The following is an 18,661-nucleotide window of genomic DNA, read 5'->3' as shown; positions in this document are numbered from 1 at the left end:
CGGCTATGCCGCCCAACTCTTCAAACAAGCCGTGACCTGAAGTACTCAGCTGTTTCGGCATCGGTACAATACAGATAGCAGCCTTTCATCCCACGCGTCATCAAGGTTCGATAGGTATTCTTGATGATCGCGTCCGTATCAGCTCTAGCCCTTTCAGGCTGCTCGCGCATCAACTTCTTCCATCCCCGGATCGACTTGTCATGTTTGTCCCGCGCCTCAGGCGACGTGACCACTTGGCCATCGCGAACAATCAGATCGGGTCCGATGATCACACCAATGTAATCCACCTCCAGGCCTTGGCAGGTATGGATGCAGCCAACTTGGTCGATTGAGCCTTCCGTGACGATCCACAAGCTTCCGTCTTGATCCAGGTTCCACTGGCGAGCATAGCCATCGCCGATCACGATATCCTGCGCCTTGGCGTCCTTTTTGCTCAACCAGGGCCAGCAATAGCCCGCCACTACCCTCGCACGGTTTTCACTATTCTTGAGCTTGACCGCTTCGTGCATAGCCTGCGGCGAATTGAAAACTTCGAACTCATACTCAGCACGCTCGAGCAACGGGTTCGCGGTCGGACGTATACCCAGTACGTCATCAAGCCATGCCAGGTAACCATCGGAGCCGCTGCACCGGAATTGCGAGGTAAGGCTGTATTCTTCAACCGTTGCACCTTTGGCTGCAGCGAACGCTTTGATCTGCTGTTTGCTGCCGATATCACTGAGCGTTACTCGCTGGTCTTCATCGATGAAGAAAATCGAGCACTTGGCCGAATCGATCAATTCCTTGATCTGGTTTTCACCGAGATTTCCGTAAAGGCCGCTTTTCTCGTTGAGGCGATGAGCCTCATCGATGATCAAGGCATCGTAGGTATTCTTCTCGACATCAATGAATGCACCTGATCCAGAAAACAGATTGGAGAAGTGGCTGCGCTTCACCGTCCCCACCAGCTTGCTTTCGTACACCTTGCGTGGTGCAGCGTTTTTCGACACGTACTTGCTGAACAACCGCTGCTCCGACAACCTCACCAGCAGATTGATCGCGACGACGGTCTTGCCGGTACCCGGCCCACCCTCGATTATCAGCACCTTGGGACGAACTGATGTCGCTTCGCTTGCCGCTGCAAGCGCTGCTTCGAAGACCGCTTTCTGATCGTCAATGAGCACAAATTCAGATTTCCCTTTCATCAACCCGACCAGCGCTTCAGCGAGTGCTTTCGAAGGACGAATCCGGCCATGGGCCAACTCATACAGTACTTCCTTGTTATCCCCATGTTTGAGGTGCTGCTTGAGGAAACCACGCAGCTTCGAAAGCTCATCAGGGCCTTTGAGGAACAGCGGTGCCTTGTCGGTGTGGGTTTGATAGTGAGCGGAGTCGATTACACCGTCGCTGACATAGTTGTGCAAATAAGCGCAGGGACGAATCTCGATGCTTTTGTCGTACACCGCCTCGTTGAAACCTCGCAACAGGGCAGCATATGACCAGACCTGATAAGACGGGTGAATGGTCTCAACCAAACCTCCACCCAGTGCAGTCTTGACTATCGCATCCTTGCTGGTCGCAGTTGCTTTGCTCCATTGCTTGAGTTCGATAAGCACGGCATTTTTTTTGTTCTGCTCGCAGCGCCCGGTGAGCAGGAAATCGATGCGTTTGGAGGACTGCGGGATATGCAGCTCGATCGCGAGCCCTACATCGTCCGGCAGGGAGTCATCCCTCAGCACCTTGGCCATGTATGTAAGCGAGCCCTGCCACGAGCGTACTTCCGACGCCCCGACGTTCTTACCTGTGGCCTCTTTGTAATGCCGAAGGATCACATCTTCGATGTCATCGTTGTCATTGTCCTTGAGGAATGTCTGCTTAGTGGCGGCGTAAACGATCACGTCATGTCCTTTGGCGATCTGATGGTCAAAGCTGGTCGTATTTCTCGCTGGTGCCTTTGGCTTTATCGACCGGGTACTTTCGCTCGTTGCTAGCAAGCTTCTGCGTGACGGCCTCGTTCAAATCCACACCCAGCACGCTGCTGAGGCGAACCAGGTACATAAGGACATCCGCCAGCTCATCACGCACGGCCTGGGCGGTCTTGGGATGGCTGGCCGCTGACAAGGCTTGAGCATCGCCCATCCACTGGAAAACTTCGCACAGCTCGCCGACCTCGCCGGTAAGGGCCAGGACCAGGTTCTTGGGAGAGTGGAACTGGTTCCACTCGCGGTCGTCGGCGAAGGCCTGAAGCGCGGCGGCCAGGCTTTCCACGGCAACAAGAGGTGGGGTTTGGCTGGTCAACGCTTGCCTCGCGCAGAGATACGTGTTGGGAAGTCCTTATGGTGCTTGGGACTAATCGCTGGCAAGTGTAAGAGATTTCGGCTTCAGGGTGGAGGGGGATGCCAATGGGGTATCGCTGCCGCAGACACTCAGACGACCTGAGGCATGGCAGGGATTTTGCGCAGTGGCTGGCGAGCGATGCTCTGGTGAGGCGGCCTCGTCACTCTTGTACGCTGTCAAGGAGATAGACCTACGCTCGGTCCCCGTTCATGGGGTGGCGGGCCTAGCGTGTGATCACCCGCTCAGTATCCGTCAGAGGTGCTCATCTGGGGTGTAATCAGATGCGAGCTGCCTTTTCAACATCGCCTTCAGCTGATCAATACTGAGAGTTTCCTCCCGCTTGCGATGCACAACCGCGTGGCAATTAGCGCATAACGTAACCAGATCAGTCTCAGGATCTACAGCTTTATCCTCGCCATAGCTAGATATGGGTACAATATGATGAACATGTATGAAGCCTTTAGCATACTCGCCATAGACTCGTTCAAAATCAAATCCGCACGCTGTACAGCTAAGACCATGAATTGCAATAGCTTTTAACCTTAAGTCTTTCTGTCGCTCATAGCGCGTGCCGAAGTAAGTAGTTTTACTACCTTCGTTTTTCGACTCGAAGTCAAGTGGATCGATGTTGGAGACAGAATGGTGGGTTTCTAGATTTTTGATTATAAGTACGGCGTGACCTAGGATCAAGTCGTAATTGTTTTTGGATATCGGGCGAACGCCATCGCGCCAGTAGTTGCTAGTGCGGTTTTCTGGGATTTCCTCTAGGTAACGGCCATCAATTTTTGCGGGTACTGCTTTCTCAAATCGCGTATAGCCTTCTATTAGCGCATATAGATCGCCTTTGCTACTCTGAGAGTCTTTATACACTTTGCCGATGCGTGCCGTGCCGAAGTAGTGTGGGTCTGAGCTCAGGCGTTCGCTTGCGAAAGATTTATCTTTTATTCGTCCTTTATAGTAGATCACCTCAGCGCCTTGTTTAAGAAAGTTTTGATAGCGCTTAGGGAAGTGATACACCGCTCCGGTTTCATCCTCCCATTGCGATGTATCGTTTTCAACAATGACGACAGGCATTCGGCTACCCCTTGGTGAGACCTGTAGCCTATCAAAAGAAGAGTCGTCCTACACATTTTTAGGTGATGTGGCCGGATTTTGGGGCACCTTACAAAATCGACGGTCTTTACTGGGACTGGCTAGCGCGCTCGAAGCAGCCGCGGCATGGCGTTGGCGCCTGCTTTGGCATGAAGTCGAGCTACACGTTGCATCGAGGATCGTCTGTTCATCTCGACTGCCGCACTGATGCCGCCATCATCAGTCGTGCATGCGGCACGTCACCGCTATGTCCATTGATGCGCCTCCTGAGCATGTGGCCCAGATGCTTTGACCGATAAGCGCATTGTCAGCGCAACCTAATGGCGGAACTCCTCGGTTGGCTAAAAAGCACTCAAGGTCGTTTCGGTTTCAACGAGCTAGCGAAAGGCAAGTCCGCCATCGTTTTACTCTGTAACTGGGAATCCATGACCACAGCATTTCCAATACGACCAAACGTGAAAGCCTCGGTGTGTTTCGATCCGGAATCAAATTACTGGGCTGCCATCCTTCGCATTTTTGAGAAGTTTCCTGCCACCTCAGCGATTGTCACCAAACCACCTACCAGCTACATTCCCAAAGTCGTAGCAAAATCTACGACCAGGTGTAGGAACCTGCTGGTAAACTTGGCGCACGCACAGGGCGCCCCCTCATCACGGCTGGCGCCTTTTTTGCGCCTGCTGCGATGTCATGGCGGCTGTGTGTGGGCAGGCTTCGGCCTGGCCGGGTTCCAAGTTTCCCGGTATTCCTACCCCACGCACAGCTGCCACCCAATCCCGTAGGAAGGATCGTGGTAGCTCCAATCTCAAACTTGGAGTCTCATGCATGCTTATCCGCATTCTGAGCAGGACCCTCGCATCCGCTCTCCGCCGCTCTGGCCCGACAACTGCCTCGTCTCCAGTCTTTTACCCAATCGACAGTAAGTCCGTTGCCCGCAGGGCCAAGCGCGAGGTATCTCATGACCGATCGTGAGCGCCTTTCGTCGATTCAATACTACATCTGGACTCTCGAACTGCTTGGCGAAGCACTGACTCAGCATGACGAGGTGCTGGAATGCGAGCACAACCCTCGTCTGAGCCTGCGCAACACAGCCAGTATTCACCAGGCGATGCGGATCATCAGGCGCTTGGCCAGCGAGGAGTTTGGCAAGCTGGAGGCGATGAAGGAGGAGGTGAGGAAGGGGGCGTGGGGCTGGTACTGCTAAGGCATCGAATCCGACTCACAAAGAAGACGCCTCACGGCGTCTTCTTCATCAAGCGCAGGTGCTGCCAGAGGGACGCACGTCCGCGTCGATAGCAATCGCGAAGGATCCAGCCAATAAGCTAGCATCAAACCATCAGACAAAACCCTGCCGCTACCGAGGCGGAGAACGTGACGCTCCGGCCAACCCCACTCAACTCACCCAGCAAACCGCCGCCCCAACCCTTCCAGCCGCACCGCAATCGGCGACAACCGCTCACTACTGCAAGCCAATGTCTGTACATCCTGCGCCGTATTTTGCGCAATGTTCTGCACCGACTGCAGCCTGACCGCGATCTCTGCATTGACTGTGGATTGCTCCCGAGCAGTCGACTCGATGCTCCCATTCAACCTGTCGATCTGCACGATTTCCTCGCCGATTGCCTGCAACATCTCCACCGCCAATTGGCTATCCTCCACACACCGCTCCACACCCTGATGGCTATGCTGCATGGCCTCAGCCGCGAGCCGGCTGCCGTTCTGCAACGTTTCGATGATGGTCTGGATTTCCAGGGTGGACACTTCCGTGCGCTGTGCAAGGCTGCGTACTTCGTCGGCAACCACAGCGAATCCGCGGCCTTGTTCGCCCGCGCGAGCGGCTTCAATGGCGGCGTTGAGGGCCAGCAAGTTGGTCTGGCTGGCAATGCTGTTGATGACTTCGAGCACCGAGCCGATCTGTTCAGCTTGCGAGACCAGCCCTTGTACCGTCTCATTGGTGTCGCGCAGGCGGGTGGCGAGTTGGGAGATTTCCTGTTGAGCGCGGCCTACACTTTCCTGGCCGCGAGTAATTTGCTGACTGGTGGTGCCAGCGCGCTCTACGGCATGTTCGACGTGCGAGGCGATGTGACCCATGGCATCTTCCATGCGCTGTATGGACGTCGTCATCTGGGAAATTTCCGCCAGTTGATCGCTCGCGCCTTTTTCCAGTGTTGCGCTGGCGTGAGCCAATTCCTGGCCGAGTTGGCCGAGGCCGTTGGAATCGCGGGCGACGCCGTCGATCAGCCCAGTGATCTGGCTCATGAAATGGTCGAAACGTGTAGCGAGGGAGACGTGAACGCTTTGTGTGCTTCCATCGCCAGTTTCTCCGCTCAAGCGGGTGTTCACGGCCAGTATCTTCTCGAGCATTTCCTGGCTTTCAACGGCCTCTTTCTGACTGTGTACTGCAAGATAGAGTAGGGCGGCGGTCTCCATCAGCACGTAGAACGCATGCACCAGGATGACTTCCCACCCTCCGTGATGGTCGACGACGAATACTGGGTAGCCGTGGTGCTGCAATGCGTGGAACACGATGTGATGCACCGCGATGGTGATCGCTGCTACCAATATGGGCAGCCAATCACGGTAGAACGTGAGCACTGCCAATAACGCGAAAATGCCAAAGTGCGATTCGATGACGCCCTGGGCCTGATTGATGTGCAACGCGGCCATGACCATCAGCCCGACGGCGAGCGCGCAGCGCATCGGTCGAGTTCCGCCGATCACACGGTAAGCCAGAGTGAGCGCTATGCTGGTCCCGCCGCCGATGAAGAGTGCCTGAAGCAGCGTGTCGTGCCAGAAAGCCAAGCCCAATGAGGAAAAGGCCATCAGCCAGACCAGCGCGAGCATGATGCGGTCGGCTTTTCGGTAGTGCTCGGAGAAACGGGCTTGCGCAGGCATTCACTCTTACTCCAGATGTGCAGTCCAGGCTCGATCACGCGTGTCCTATGTATGAGGCGTGAGCGGAGGAGCTGAGCAGGTGTTGGGGGCGATCGTGTGGATCTGTTGAGAAGCACGCGTTTGGGGGTGTTGCTCAAGAATACCTGATGGTTCCGAGCACGCTCTTTCAAAACAGCATTCACGATCAATGCCATTGCGGGTAACCGTGAGCGTCATGCAGTGGAGAATAGACTATTCATGCTTGTGCGCAGCGGCTTCGCGAGACTGGTTGCCCAGGCTGGATTCGGGTCAACCTCAGCATCAGGTTAAGCAGAAATCTCACCATTCGGGAGACGGCTCAGGCCTCAGTTTCAGGCTTAAAGCTCCACGGGCTCGTGCAGCGAGGAGCGTAGGGGCGTACCTGGCTCTTCGCTTGTCAGTGCGTTCGGTTAGATCAGCATCGCCGCCGTTACTCCTCGCCAACGGATCAAAACCTGGTTCGCTACTTGCTTGCTGAATGAAATTTAGCAGCGGAACGCTCTCAATTGATCCACGCGATCACAGGCTTCCGCAAATCAGTCTGTCCATGAGTGAAAGGACGAAGCTGGTCGACATTCTTCACCTCGAACAAAAGCCCTTAAGGGTGATCGCGCCGGGGTAATCTGAAACGAGTTAGTACCTAACTGTTTTGTCTAATTAATAGTTTATTGATCAACTTGCTTGGAATAGCAGTTGGAACGCTGCGTGGTCTGGATTCCGATGGACGGTGCGTTTTGAGAACCGCCTCTAAAAACGAATCTGGACCTAATCTATCAAGTAAATGGACGCGCTGCTGATTGTTGCCCCTGGGCTCGCAGGTCAGGGGCTCCTAGTAAACGATACCTTCGCTGGCTAAGCCGACTCTCGAAGTGCTGCGCCGTCTCTTTGTCGGTGCAGTACAGGTAGCAACCCTTCATCCCGCGAGTCATCAGGGTCCGGTACGTTTTTTTGATGATCAGGCCTGTTTCATTTTTCGCCAGGGTAGGTTGCTCTTTCATCAATTTTTCCAGCCGCGAATCGATTTATCGTACTTGTCCCGCTCTTCCGGGGATGTCACTACCTGACCGTCACGTACCACTAGGTCTGGCCCGATGATCACCCCGATGTAGTCGACTTCCAAACCCTGACAGGTATGAATGCAGCCAACCTGTTCGATGGAGTTCTCAGCGATGATCCACAGGCTGCCATCCTGATCCAGTTTCCATTGGCGTTTGTAATGACTAATCACGATATCAGCAGCGGTGGGGCTTTCTTGCTCAACCAAGGCCAGCAATAGCCCGCGACCACACGAGCTCTGTTTCCGTGGTTTTTCTCGTTGATTGCGTCATGCATCGCTTGAGGTGAGTAGAACACCTTAAACTCGTACTCTTGGGTCTCAAGCGTCGGATTTGCCGTCGAGCGAATGCCTAGCGTGTCATCCAGCCATGCCAGGTAACCGTCCGAACCACTGCAGCGAAACTGCGAAGACAGCACGTGTTTTTCAACCACAGCACCCTTGGCTTTTGCAAAGGCGCGTATCGCCTGCTTGCTGCCGATATCGCTCAACGTTACACGCTGGTCCTCATCAATAAAGAAAATGGAGCATTTCGCTGAGTCAATCAGCTCCTTGATCTGGTTCTCCCCAAGGTTTCCATAAAGCCCGCTTTTCTCACTCAGCCGGTGAGCTTCGTCCACGATAAACGCATCGAAAGTGTTGGGCTCAGTGTCGATGAATGCCCCAGAGCCTGAAAAGAAATTCGAGAAATGGCTGCGCTTGATGGTGCCAACCAGTTTGCTTTTGTAGACCTTGCGAGGGGCAGCATTCTTGGAGACGTATTTGCTCATCAGCTTCAATGCGGTGAGCTTCACCAGCAGATTGATGGCCAGAACAGTGTTCCCGGTACCCGGTTCACCTTCGATGATCATCACCTTGGGCGCGTGCTCCGAGGCCTCGCTTGCTGCCGCCAGCGCCGACTCAAAAATTGCTTTCTGATTGTCAATCAATACGAACTCGGGTTTAGCTTTCATCAACCCGCCGAGGGCTTCGGCTAGCGCCTTGGACGGGCGAATTTTTCCCTCGGATAGCTCGTAAAGAACCTCTTTGTTGTCGCCATGGCTTATGTGCTTTTTCAGAAAATTTCTGAGTTTACTGAGCTCTTCCTGGCCTTTCAGAAACAGCGGAGCCTTGTTGATGTGGGGCTCGTAGTGTGCTGAATCTATGATGCCGTCGCTGACGTAGTTGTGGAGGTAGGCGCACGGACGGATTTCGATGCTTTTGTCATATACCGCCTCGTTGAAGCCTTCCAGCAGCGCCGCATAAGACCACACCTGATAGGACGGGTAAATGGTCTCAATGAGGCCGCCACCCAACGCCGTTTTGACGATGGCGTCTTTGGTTGTGGCGTTGGCCTTGCTCCATTGGTTCAGCTCGATCAGTACGGCCTTTTTTGCCTGGTTTTCATCGCGATCGGTGAGTAGAAAGTCGATTCGCTTCGACGACTGCGGAATGTGCAATTCAATGGCCAGGCCTGCATCGCTCGGGAGGTCCTCATCTCTAAGGACCTTGGCCATGTACGTCAGGGACCTTAGCCACGACCTGATTTCCGGGGAGCCACCGTTCTTGCCGGTAGCTTCCTTGTAATGCCTGAGGATGACATTCTCAATGTCATCGTTATCGTTGTCTTTAAGAAATTGCTGCTTGGCCGCAATGTTAACGATCACGGGTTGTCCTTAGGTGCGTGTTGGTCAGAGTCGCTTGTACTTTGCTGCTGCTTCTGACTTTATCCACGGGTTACTTTTGGCCATTCGAGGCAAGTTTCCGTGTCACTGCCTCGTTGAGGTCAATGCCGAGCACGCTGCTCAGGCAAACCAGGTACATCAGTACGTCCGCCAATTCGTCTTTAATGGCTAGGCCGAACTCGGGATCTTTAGCTACGGAGACCGAATCGGCATCGCTCATCCATTGGAAAATCTCGCACGGTTCTCCTTCCTCGCCAGTGAGCGCCAAGATAAGATTTTTTTGGGGAGTGGAACTGCTGCCAGTCGCGATCATCTGCGAAACGCTGAAGGGATGCGGCAAGCTTCACTACGTCAACCACTGGCGCGGATGAGTTGTCTGAGTCACTCACGAGACTAACTCTTGAGTATCGGGGGGCAAAAAAAATGTGTAGGAAATCTGGCGTAAGATTGTAAGAGTTTTCGCCGCTTGCGCAGTTTTTTTGTGTTTTTTCTCACACGCTTTCTGCTGGTCGCATAGCTTGCCAGTATTCGCTAGGTACTTTGAGCGTGGCTAAGAAGGCCGCGATGCCCCCATACCCACCGACTAGCGGCCTTTTCTCCCTCTGTTCGTTAGTTTGCAGAATGGGCCGTTTCTGGCTAGCAGGTGATGGCAATAGGCATCAGACGAACGGATGTTGGCCGTGACGTAAATTATTGATGGGGCTGGACACTTCCTTTCCGAACTGGTCAGCGGCAACAGCCCTGAGCGGGCCTCCTGCAAGAGGAATCGATTGCACCTGACTACACCTTTGCTCTTCTTCGACAGGAAGCGCGTTGGCGGAGGAGGTGAGGATTTTTTCAGCTGATTTTTTAGAGACGAGTGTAATGGAATTACGGTGGCAACAATCGGAACACTCCCTGTAATTGTCGCCACTAATTTTTTGTGTCAGGACATGATTATGGTATTTTTTATTTCGTTAAGCACCTCCTCTAGTGGGGTTTTATGTTCAAGCTTTAGCTTCTCAAGCGCTGATATTAGGTCTGTGTCAGTTAGTGGTATAATTAGTCCGTGGCCATTTTTAAATGAGTCTCTACATCTTTCAATGAATAGTTCTTTTTTGGATATCTCTCTGCATGTTATGATTCCAAGCATTCCTCGATTAACAGTTAGTCGTCCAATCATTTGATCGAGCTCGGGGTTTTGTATGTCCTTTGAGTAGTTCTTGCATTCGATAATTAGATATGGACAGGGTATCTTGTGAATCATATGGAGCGTATAAAAAAATCCTTCCTTAGCTGAGTTTTCGAAGTATATATCAATCCTTTTTCTGCCCTGGTTTATCTCAGCTTCGAGTACAGGTGATGAGGCGTTTGGGTAAAGTAGCATTTCAAGAATGCCAACTATTGTTTTGTGATAGTCTGATGCCGTTGATGGCCCCTGCTTAATCGAGCGTAGCTTCGCAATCAGGTGCTCTACTACTGAATTCAAGTTGAGCTCGGGATCAATTGAATCAGAAGGGAGAGATCTAACCTGCTGCGCTTGCTGATCTCTAAAGGATTTAAAAACTAAGGGGTGTTTTTCTGTGAAGTCGAATAACCATTCCTTGTTAAAGTCTTTTACTACATTTTCTTTTAGGCTCTTTTTTGAGATGTAAGGAGTTCCGTCCTTGCGATGCTCGACCCATATGCTACCTGTTCTTATGTGCTCATGTTGGAGGTATTCAAGTACATGTTTATTATAGTAATTCTCAGGGGCGTAAGCCTTGCTATACGAAACGATTCCTTTCGGGGTGAGAAGAATCTTTTTCCCTTCAATAAGCAGTGTGTCTTCATGAGTAAATATCCAAATTTTTCGGGATACATCCCATATAGGTCCGGCGGAAACACCAGCTGTTAATTTTATTTTATGTAGTTTGCATTGGGCCTGCGTATAGGTAATGAGGCTGCCTCGTATGAGGTTGGTAGTCATGTCTGAAACTTTATCTTTGCCGATTCCTGGGATAAATAGCCTAAAGTCTTCTAGGTCGGTAATTTTTCCGGACTGTATTGCTTTGCTTCCCATGATACTTTCGAAAAGTTTCTTTGCATCCTCACTACCAATTCCGTTACCCCTAGGTTTCCCTACAGAAAGCCCGAGGCAGGTCTCATTAGGCTCATGAAGATGAGAGAAGAGTTCAAAAGCATCGTCCTCTTTCCCTTGACGAACTAGATCTAAGAAATGAGAAAAAAAGGATCTTACTGAACTGGCAGCCCTTAGCGACCAGCGATCCGGTCTTAATCCAAGAAGATAAGGATCTACAAATAATCGCGTGTCAAAATCAGTATCGATATCGACAAAGTCAAGTTCGAATTGAGTTTTGGAGAGTTTGAATCGTTCCGAGAGCTTCATGTTTTGCCTTTTGCAGTGGTCTAAGCTAGATAAATATTAAAATTAAAGTGCGGAGGTGCCGGAGGCTGATTATCCTTGGGGTTCACGAAATGCCAGATTCGAAATAGATGGCTTCAGTTCGAGAATAATTATCTGCATCCTTGACCTCTAGGGTTTAGCGAGTTTCTTTGCGCAACCGTGAACTCTAGCTCAATAGAGGCATTTTGCAATCAGTGGTATGGACGAGCGCTTGGTAGTGGAGACTCGCAGCCTACGAGAAGGACGCAGAAGTGTAGTGGTCTACTAACCCCGGACACCCATTTAGGCGAGAATGCTCGCCACAGAGGTGTCTGATGATCAAGCAACGCCGTACCTTTACCCCTGAGTTCAAGCGTGAGGCTGCCTGCCTGGTGCTTGATCAAGGCTACAGTCATGCCGAAGCAGCCCGTTCGCTCGGCTTGGTCGAGTCGGCCCTGCGCCGCTGGGTTAATCAGCTTCAGCAAGAGCGCGGCGGCATCACGCCGGCCAGCAAAGCGTTGACGCCAGAGCAGCAAATAATCCAAGAGCTGGAAGCTCGGATCACGCGCCTTGAACGCGAGAGGTCGATCCTAAAAAAGGCTACCGCGCTCTTGATGTCGGAAGATCTCGAGCGTACGCGCTGATCCGCCAACTCAGCGACCATGAGCCCATTAATTGTTTGTGCGAAGTGTTCGAAGTCACTCGCTCAAGTTACTACGCACATCGTCGTAGAAGACGAACGCCGGATGTTGAGCGACTGCGGTTGCGCAGTCGAGTGAATGAGTTTTTCACGCGAGGTCGAAGTGCGCCCGGCACCCGTAGCATAAAGGGAATGCTGCAAGAAGAGGGGGAGCAAATCGGGCGGTTCAAGGTACGCAGCCTGATACGTGAGCTGGCGTTGGTCAGCAAGCAGCCAGGGTCACATGCGTACAAAAAGGCCACCGTAGAGCGGCTAGACCTTCCGAATATCTTGAACCGAACGTTTGATGTCGAAGCGCAAAATCAGGTCTGGTGTGGTGACATCACTTACGTTTGGGCGCAGGGCTAATGGCATTATCTAGCGGTTGTTCTAGATCTCTATGCACGCAGAGTGGTGGGTTGGGCTTTATCAGAAAAGCCGGATGCAGAGCTCGTGGTCAAAGCGCTGGACGTGGCTTACGAACAGCGTGGAAGGCCACAAGGGCTGCTGTTCCATTCCGACCAGGGATCGCAATATGGCAGCCGTCAGTTCCGCCAGAGGCTGTGGCGCTACCGCATGCGCCAGAGCATGAGCCGCCGAGGCAACTGCTGGGATTCTCAGTTCACTATGCTCAAGAGCGTCAGCTCAATCTGACTCGTGCTGGGATTGGCTAGCTAGATGCCTTGGTGTTGACCTGTCGATTGATCGCTGACGCTCCCTGGCACTGCCAGGCTTGGCGTCTGTGACTTGATAGGAGCTTTGTGCTGCACCGCGAGAGTCCTGTCCTGCGTCCAAGGTCGGTAGTGCGTAAACTCAGAGGTATTACGCATGAGCACTGCAAAACTCACTGAGGTCATCCTAGGTGTGGATACGCATCTGGATGTCCATGTTGGCGCCCTGATCAACTTGAATGGGCAGCTGTTAGGTACTCTTGCTGTAGATACACAGACTCGCGGCTACCTTAAGTTGCTGACTTGGGCAAGGTCATTCGGGTGGCTCCAGCGGGCTGGCGTCGAAGGCACTGGTACGTACGGCGCTGGGCTTGCACTTGTACTTCGCGAAAACGGCATTGCTGTTTTTGAAGTGAACCGCCCTGATCGAAGCAAGCGCAGATTGGAGGGAAAGTCAGACCCTACCGATGCGGAAAGCGCAGCTCGTTCGGTGCTGGCGGGGAGCGCCACTGCCATCGCTAAAACCCATTCAGGCGCTGCCGAGGCAATGAGGGAGATTTCTGTCGTTCGCCGAAGTGCGGTGAAAGCCAAAACACAAGCTATCAACCAGATCACTGCTGGTCAGTGCTCCTCAAGAAATCAGAGAGCGTCTGTGGGACGTCAAACCTGCGATTTGCGTCGACAACTGTGCACATATTGGCTCACTGGGGCACGCCCCATTCCTGAGCGCCCTGACTACATCGCTTAGACTTCTGGCCAAACGCTGGCAGACCCTTGCGGCAGAGTTGCAGGAGCTAGATGACACGCTGGACTCGCTAACGCAACAGTACGCACATCGCCTTCGTAGTCAATTCGGTGTTGGCCCTCAGACAGCGGCCACTTTAATCTCCGTTGCAGGGGATAACCCTGAGCGACTGAAAAGTGAGTCCGCTCTTGCTGCGCTCTGTGGTGTTAACCCGCTCCCCGCATCATCTGGTAAAACGGTGCGTCATCGCTTAAATCGTGGGGGAGATCGATCCGCCAACAATGCGCTATGGACTATCGCGATGGTAAGAATGCGCAGTGACCCGAGAACCAAGGCGTATGTGGCGCGCAGAACGGCCGAAGGGATGTCGTGCAAGGAAATACAAAGATGTCTGAAGCGCTACATCATCCGAGGCCTATATCCACTGATTTTGGCCGACTTGAGCGAGTCGAGGAGCACTGGTTGACATAGGAGCGTCAATGCGCCGATGGAGCGAGTATTCCGCAGCTTGAAATCTGAGTGGATACCGAGCACGGGCTACCTGACCGGGCGGCAAGCTCAACGAGACATTAGTCAGTACCTGATGAGCCATTACAACTGGATCCGCCCACATCAATTCAACGACGGGCTGGCTTCGGCAAAAGCTGAAGAAAAACTCAAAACTGTGTCCGGGATCAGTTGACCACTACATGCGGGCTTGTAGAGGGCAGTTGGAAGGACGGCTATTTCAGCACAGGTCAGGTAGCCTGTGCTGAGTTGATCGGAGAATCCCTAGCACCGGCGCCCCCCCCCAACGACGCCGGTGCAGTCCGAAATTCAGCCAGCCATACCCAGCTCTGCGTCATCCAACAAAGCTTTACCTAGTGCACAAAGATAGTAAGCAGCCCAAACATGCTTTGGCTTGTCTTCCAAAAGGCCACTGAGAACCAAGTCGCAGGCGTAACCGATCATTTCTGAAGCCTGCTCGCGAGCGGCCTGGCAGGGGATGCCGGACTCAATGCGAAAGAGGGGGTAAGTCTGATGCTCACCTTGATAGAAGGTGGTTTTGCCCACCGTGCATTGGGTGTCGTTAGTGGCCATTGACCCCTATCCCTCCGATGCGATCCTGGCAGTTGCGCCTTAACTCGGATTGAGGTGCGAACACCACCGACAAAATAGCCTTGAGAAAGCTGCCATTCAAACGAAAAAAAACGCGAGGCGGATCAGGGACAATTTTCAGCATCTTTGGTCCTCAATGGAGCGACCAGCACTTGCTGTCAAACAAGTGGTGGCAGCCGTGTGTGGGTTGACAGACCGGTGAAGACCAAACCGGCGCACACGGGGTGCCCCACACATAGCTGCCATAGGCAACGTTGCGTGTCTGGTCGTCATTAGCCTGTCAAAGCTAGTCGTTGATACCCAACGACCCGCCGAGACTAAAGCCGCGACACCCCACCTGCAACGGAAAACAGGCGCCCGAAGTATCTTTGGGAAACGCCCTACACGAAAGGGGAAAAATCGGATATTCAACCGTCAACCCCTAAATCGCGCGCACAAAAAAAGACGCCCTAAGGCGCCTTCTTCCTGGAATGTTTGGTGGAGCCGGGGGGATTTGAACCCCCGTCCGCCAGTACTCCGCTGTCGGTACTACATGCTTAGCCATCTCAACTGAGTTAATCCGCAGCCGCCCGAGTGGCAGGGTGCTTTGGACGAGTTGGGTAGGTTTTAGTCGCTTTGCCCCCAACGTGCTACACGACGATCCTGTTCTGTATGACAATCACTTCGGGTTTACAGGCATCCCCTGGTGATTGCTGGAGCCGAAGCTACCAGGAGAGCGGGCTCAGCTGCTTACGCAGCGAGAGCGTAGCCCTCGTAGTTTTCGTCATTGGCAACTATAGAAAGTTGCAACAGTGGATTTACGAGTTCTGTTACCAACTCGGCATGCACCTAGAGTTTCGTTACCGGCGTCGAATCCTGATCGGCCCCACACTCAGCTCTAGCTGACGTATCTCACGACACGTGCGGTCGAGTATACGCCTTTACGAGGGCGGCGTCGACAGCGGGTGCCGCCGCCCTTTGCACAGGCCCGAATCAGGCGCCGCTGCTGCCCTTTTCGGTCTTGTCCAGGCGCAGGAGCACCTTGGACGTGATAGCGATGCATTCCTCGGTATTGCCAGCGTCCTGGGCCTTCTTGGCGTTCTCGACTTGCTGGGTCAGGGCGTCGTCCAGGCCTTCGGAGGTGGCGCCGGCGGTGACCATCTGGTCGTTGATCTTCTGCAGATTGGTCGCACACAGGTCTTCAGCCGCGAACACCGGCGAGGCCAGCAGGGTGGCAGCCGCGAATGCGGCGCAAAGCGCAGTACCTTTCATGGATGTCTCCTCGTCAAGGCCTCGGGTAGGTGGGCCTGAAAAGTGGACTGTGGCCATTGGCCAAGGGTTCAACTGGTGTGGGGATGGTTTGTGCACGAAATGTTGCCGGGGTAAAGAGGGTGGGGCAACGGGTCACGCGGCAAACGGCCACACAACCTGCGCAGGCTTTCAGGACTATCCTTGAAGGCAGTCGTTGATCTGGATCAACCGTTCCAGATGCAACGATTTGGCCGCCTGGCCAAATTCCCTGCGATCGAAACAGAACAATCGGACAACAGCGCACTCGATCATCCGTAGGGGCAGTGAGCGTGCGGGTCACGAGCCCGGACGCCTGATTACCTGAAGAGGAAGCATCATGTTCGGTTTGGAAGCGCTGGAGCTCGCCCGAATCCAGTTTGCGTTTACCGTCTCTTTCCACATTCTGTTCCCGGCCATCACCATTGGCCTGGCGAGCTATCTCGCGGTGCTCGAAGGCCTCTGGCTGAAGACCGACAACCGCGTCTACCGTGACCTCTACCAGTTCTGGTCGAAGATCTTCGCCGTCAACTTCGGCATGGGCGTGGTCTCCGGCCTGGTCATGGCCTATCAATTCGGCACCAACTGGAGCCGCTTTTCCGATTTCGCCGGGGCCGTCACCGGGCCGTTGCTCACCTATGAGGTGCTCACGGCGTTCTTCCTGGAGGCGGGTTTTCTGGGGGTGATGCTGTTCGGCTGGAATCGCGTGGGGCGTGGGCTGCACTTCTTCGCCACGGTGATGGTGGCGCTGGGCACGCTGGTCTCGACCTTCTGGATCCTGGCCTCCAACAGCTGGATGCAGACGCCCCAGGGCCACGAGATCATCGATGGCCGGGTGGTGCCGGTGGACTGGCTGATGGTGATCTTCAACCCGTCGTTCCCCTTCCGGCTGATGCACATGGCCACGGCGGCGTTCGTGGCCACGGCGTTCTTCGTCGGGGCGTCGGCGGCGTGGCACCTGCTGCGCGGGCGGGACAACCCGGCGGTGCGCAAGATGCTGTCGATGGCCATGTGGATGGCGCTGATCGTGGCGCCGATCCAGGCGGTGATCGGCGATTTCCATGGCTTGAACACGCTCAAGCACCAGCCGGTGAAGATCGCGGCGATCGAGGGGCACTGGGAGAACGTACCGGGTGAGCCGACGCCGCTGATCCTGTTCGGCTTGCCGGACATGAAGGCCGAGACCACGCGCTACAAGGTGGAAATTCCGGTGCTGGGCAGCCTGATCCTCACCCACAGCCTTGACAAGCAGGTGCCGGCGATGAAGGAATTCGCGCCTGAAGACCGGCCCAATTCCACCATCGTGTTCTGGTCGTTCCGGGTGATGGTCGGGCTGGGCATGCTGATGATTCTCGTCGGGCTGTGGAGCCTGTGGTTGCGCAAGCGCGGCACCTTGTACAACTCTCGGCCGTTCCTGTACCTGACGCTTTGGATGGGGCCGTCGGGGCTGATCGCCATTCTGGCGGGCTGGTTCACCACCGAGGTGGGGCGGCAGCCGTGGGTGGTGTACGGGCTGATGCGCACGGCGGACGGGGTATCCAACCACAGCTACACGCAACTGGGCTTCACCCTGGTGATGTTCGTGGTGGTGTACTTCGCGCTGTTCGGCACCGGCCTTGGCTACATGATGCGCCTGGTGCGCAAGGGCCCGCACAGCGGGGCCGGCGACACCCAGCCGTCCGGGGGGCCGGGGCAGCAACGCACGCCGGCGCGGCCGTTGTCCGCCGCCGACGACAACGGTGCGTCGCACCACGCCAGCCAGCACGAGGGGAATTGAGCCATGGGTATCGATCTGCCGCTGATGTGGGCCGGGATCATCATATTCGGGGTGATGATGTACGTGGTCATGGATGGTTTCGACCTGGGTATCGGCATGCTCTTTCCCTTCGTGAAGGGCGAGCGTGACCGTGATGTGATGATGAACACCGTGGCGCCGGTGTGGGACGGCAACGAGACCTGGCTGGTGCTGGGCGGGGCGGGGCTTTTCGGGGCCTTTCCCATGGCCTACGCCGTGGTGCTGGAGGCGCTGTACCTGCCGCTGATCCTGATGCTGGTGGGGCTGATCTTCCGTGGGGTGGCCTTCGAGTTCCGCTTCAAGGCCACGGACGAGAAGCGTCATCTGTGGGACAAGGCGTTCATTGGCGGCTCGCTGGTGGCGACCTTCTTCCAGGGGGTGGCGCTGGGGGCCTTCATCGAGGGCTTCAAGGTGGTCGACCGGCACTATGCCGGCGGCACCCTGGACTGGCTGACGCCATTCAGCCTGTTCTGCGGGGTGGGGCTGATCGTGGCCTACACGCTGCTCGGCTGCACCTGGCTGATCATGAAGACCGAAGGCCCGTTGCAACGGCAGATGCACGGTCTGGCGCGACCGCTGGCGCTGGTGCTGCTGGTGGTGATCGGCCTGGTGAGCCTGTGGACGCCGCTGGCCTACGGGCAGATCGCCGACCGCTGGTTCAGCATGCCCAACCTGATCTGGTTCATGCCGGTGCCCGCGCTGGTGCTGGTGACTTTCTATGCGCTGTTCAGGGCGGTGTCGCAGCAGGCCAACTACCGGCCGTTCCTGCTCACCCTGGTGCTGATCTTCCTGGGCTACAGCGGGCTGGGAATCAGCCTGTGGCCGAACATCATCCCGCCATCGGTTTCCATCTGGGAGGCTGCTGCGCCGCCGCAGAGCCAGGGCTTCATGCTGGTGGGCACGCTGTTCATCCTGCCGCTGATCCTGGGTTACACGTTCTGGAGCTACTACGTGTTCCGCGGCAAGGTGCGCCACGACGATGGCTACCATTGAGGGGGATGTGGTG

Annotated in this window: 12 protein-coding genes, 1 other RNA gene and 4 pseudogenes; 7 read left to right on the top strand and 10 right to left on the bottom strand. The window is 54.8% G+C overall.

What is annotated here, in order from left to right:
- Positions 1-20 precede the first annotated feature (20 nt).
- The 3 genes from IAE34_RS15275 to IAE34_RS15265 all read right to left on the bottom strand — a co-directional run bounded on the left by IAE34_RS15275 (position 21) and on the right by IAE34_RS15265 (position 3,390).
- A complete protein-coding gene (locus IAE34_RS15275) occupies positions 21-1,877 on the bottom strand; it encodes a DNA/RNA helicase domain-containing protein (RefSeq protein WP_200139791.1) in 1,857 nt (618 codons plus the stop codon).
- 25 nt (positions 1,878-1,902) lie between these two features.
- Positions 1,903-2,277, bottom strand: coding sequence for a nucleotide pyrophosphohydrolase (locus tag IAE34_RS15270; RefSeq protein WP_200139790.1), 375 nt, complete (start codon positions 2,275-2,277; stop codon positions 1,903-1,905).
- Positions 2,278-2,568: 291 nt separating this feature from the next.
- Positions 2,569-3,390, bottom strand: coding sequence for an HNH endonuclease (locus IAE34_RS15265; protein WP_200139789.1), 822 nt, complete (start codon positions 3,388-3,390; stop codon positions 2,569-2,571).
- A 973-nt stretch (positions 3,391-4,363) separates the two neighbouring features.
- Here IAE34_RS15265 and IAE34_RS15260 point away from each other — a divergent pair.
- Complete coding sequence (locus IAE34_RS15260) at positions 4,364-4,609, top strand: hypothetical protein (RefSeq protein WP_200139788.1); 246 nt, start codon at positions 4,364-4,366, stop codon at positions 4,607-4,609.
- A 194-nt stretch (positions 4,610-4,803) separates the two neighbouring features.
- Here the strand turns inward: IAE34_RS15260 and IAE34_RS15255 are convergent, their stop codons facing one another.
- The 4 genes and pseudogenes from IAE34_RS15255 to IAE34_RS15240 form a co-directional block, all read right to left on the bottom strand.
- The gene (locus tag IAE34_RS15255; protein WP_200139787.1) at positions 4,804-6,300 is read right to left on the bottom strand and encodes a methyl-accepting chemotaxis protein; all 1,497 of its coding nucleotides are present in this window, start codon (positions 6,298-6,300) and stop codon (positions 4,804-4,806) included.
- A 791-nt stretch (positions 6,301-7,091) separates the two neighbouring features.
- Positions 7,092-9,018: pseudogene (locus IAE34_RS15250) on the bottom strand (DNA/RNA helicase domain-containing protein).
- A gap of 70 nt (positions 9,019-9,088) precedes the next feature.
- A pseudogene (locus tag IAE34_RS15245) lies at positions 9,089-9,425 on the bottom strand (nucleotide pyrophosphohydrolase).
- Positions 9,426-9,961: 536 nt separating this feature from the next.
- Positions 9,962-11,404 carry a hypothetical protein gene (locus IAE34_RS15240; RefSeq protein WP_200139786.1) on the bottom strand — a complete coding sequence of 481 codons (1,443 nt, stop codon included), beginning with the start codon at positions 11,402-11,404 and terminating at the stop codon, positions 9,962-9,964.
- 332 nt (positions 11,405-11,736) lie between these two features.
- Between IAE34_RS15240 and IAE34_RS15235 the strand changes: the two are divergent.
- From IAE34_RS15235 to IAE34_RS15220, 4 genes and pseudogenes are all read left to right on the top strand, one after another.
- Positions 11,737-12,698 (top strand): annotated as a pseudogene (locus IAE34_RS15235) (IS3 family transposase); the annotation flags it as partial.
- Positions 12,699-12,908: 210 nt separating this feature from the next.
- A complete protein-coding gene (locus IAE34_RS15230) occupies positions 12,909-13,499 on the top strand; it encodes an IS110 family transposase (protein WP_200139785.1) in 591 nt (196 codons plus the stop codon).
- 37 nt (positions 13,500-13,536) lie between these two features.
- Positions 13,537-13,962, top strand: coding sequence for a transposase (locus tag IAE34_RS24785; RefSeq protein WP_200139784.1), 426 nt, complete (start codon positions 13,537-13,539; stop codon positions 13,960-13,962).
- Positions 13,963-13,974: 12 nt separating this feature from the next.
- Positions 13,975-14,178, top strand: a pseudogene (locus tag IAE34_RS15220) (integrase core domain-containing protein); the annotation flags it as partial.
- A gap of 134 nt (positions 14,179-14,312) precedes the next feature.
- Here the strand turns inward: IAE34_RS15220 and IAE34_RS15215 are convergent.
- The 3 genes from IAE34_RS15215 to IAE34_RS15205 form a co-directional block, all read right to left on the bottom strand.
- Entirely contained in the window at positions 14,313-14,576 is a 264-nt protein-coding gene (locus IAE34_RS15215; RefSeq protein ID WP_200139783.1) for a DUF3077 domain-containing protein, read from the bottom strand.
- Positions 14,577-15,069: 493 nt separating this feature from the next.
- Positions 15,070-15,461, bottom strand: a transfer-messenger RNA (tmRNA) gene (ssrA, locus tag IAE34_RS15210).
- 105 nt (positions 15,462-15,566) lie between these two features.
- On the bottom strand, positions 15,567-15,845 hold the full coding sequence (locus IAE34_RS15205) for a hypothetical protein (RefSeq protein ID WP_200139782.1): 279 nt from the start codon (positions 15,843-15,845) through the stop codon (positions 15,567-15,569).
- Between the two features lie 355 nt (positions 15,846-16,200).
- Here IAE34_RS15205 and IAE34_RS15200 point away from each other — a divergent pair, with 355 nt between their 5' ends.
- Positions 16,201-17,637 carry a cytochrome ubiquinol oxidase subunit I gene (locus IAE34_RS15200; protein ID WP_200139781.1) on the top strand — a complete coding sequence of 479 codons (1,437 nt, stop codon included), beginning with the start codon at positions 16,201-16,203 and terminating at the stop codon, positions 17,635-17,637.
- Positions 17,638-17,640: 3 nt separating this feature from the next.
- The gene (gene cydB / locus IAE34_RS15195) at positions 17,641-18,648 is read left to right on the top strand and encodes a cytochrome d ubiquinol oxidase subunit II (RefSeq protein ID WP_200139780.1); all 1,008 of its coding nucleotides are present in this window, start codon (positions 17,641-17,643) and stop codon (positions 18,646-18,648) included.
- Positions 18,649-18,661: the final 13 nt, after the last annotated feature.

The sequence above is a fragment of the Pseudomonas sp. S30 genome, assembly GCF_016518545.1.
Taxonomy (GTDB): Bacteria; Pseudomonadota; Gammaproteobacteria; order Pseudomonadales; family Pseudomonadaceae; genus Aquipseudomonas.
This window is presented reverse-complemented; position numbering and strand designations above follow the sequence as displayed.

Coding starts and splice junctions, on each gene's coding strand:
- IAE34_RS15265 (WP_200139789.1), bottom strand. CDS start 3,390: ATGCCTGTCGTCATTGTTGAAAACGATACATCGCAATGGGAGGATGAA.
- IAE34_RS15260 (WP_200139788.1), top strand. CDS start 4,364: ATGACCGATCGTGAGCGCCTTTCGTCGATTCAATACTACATCTGGACT.
- IAE34_RS15255 (WP_200139787.1), bottom strand. CDS start 6,300: ATGCCTGCGCAAGCCCGTTTCTCCGAGCACTACCGAAAAGCCGACCGC.
- IAE34_RS15240 (WP_200139786.1), bottom strand. CDS start 11,404: ATGAAGCTCTCGGAACGATTCAAACTCTCCAAAACTCAATTCGAACTT.
- IAE34_RS15230 (WP_200139785.1), top strand. CDS start 12,909: ATGAGCACTGCAAAACTCACTGAGGTCATCCTAGGTGTGGATACGCAT.
- IAE34_RS15215 (WP_200139783.1), bottom strand. CDS start 14,576: ATGGCCACTAACGACACCCAATGCACGGTGGGCAAAACCACCTTCTAT.
- IAE34_RS15205 (WP_200139782.1), bottom strand. CDS start 15,845: ATGAAAGGTACTGCGCTTTGCGCCGCATTCGCGGCTGCCACCCTGCTG.
- IAE34_RS15200 (WP_200139781.1), top strand. CDS start 16,201: ATGTTCGGTTTGGAAGCGCTGGAGCTCGCCCGAATCCAGTTTGCGTTT.
- cydB (WP_200139780.1), top strand. CDS start 17,641: ATGGGTATCGATCTGCCGCTGATGTGGGCCGGGATCATCATATTCGGG.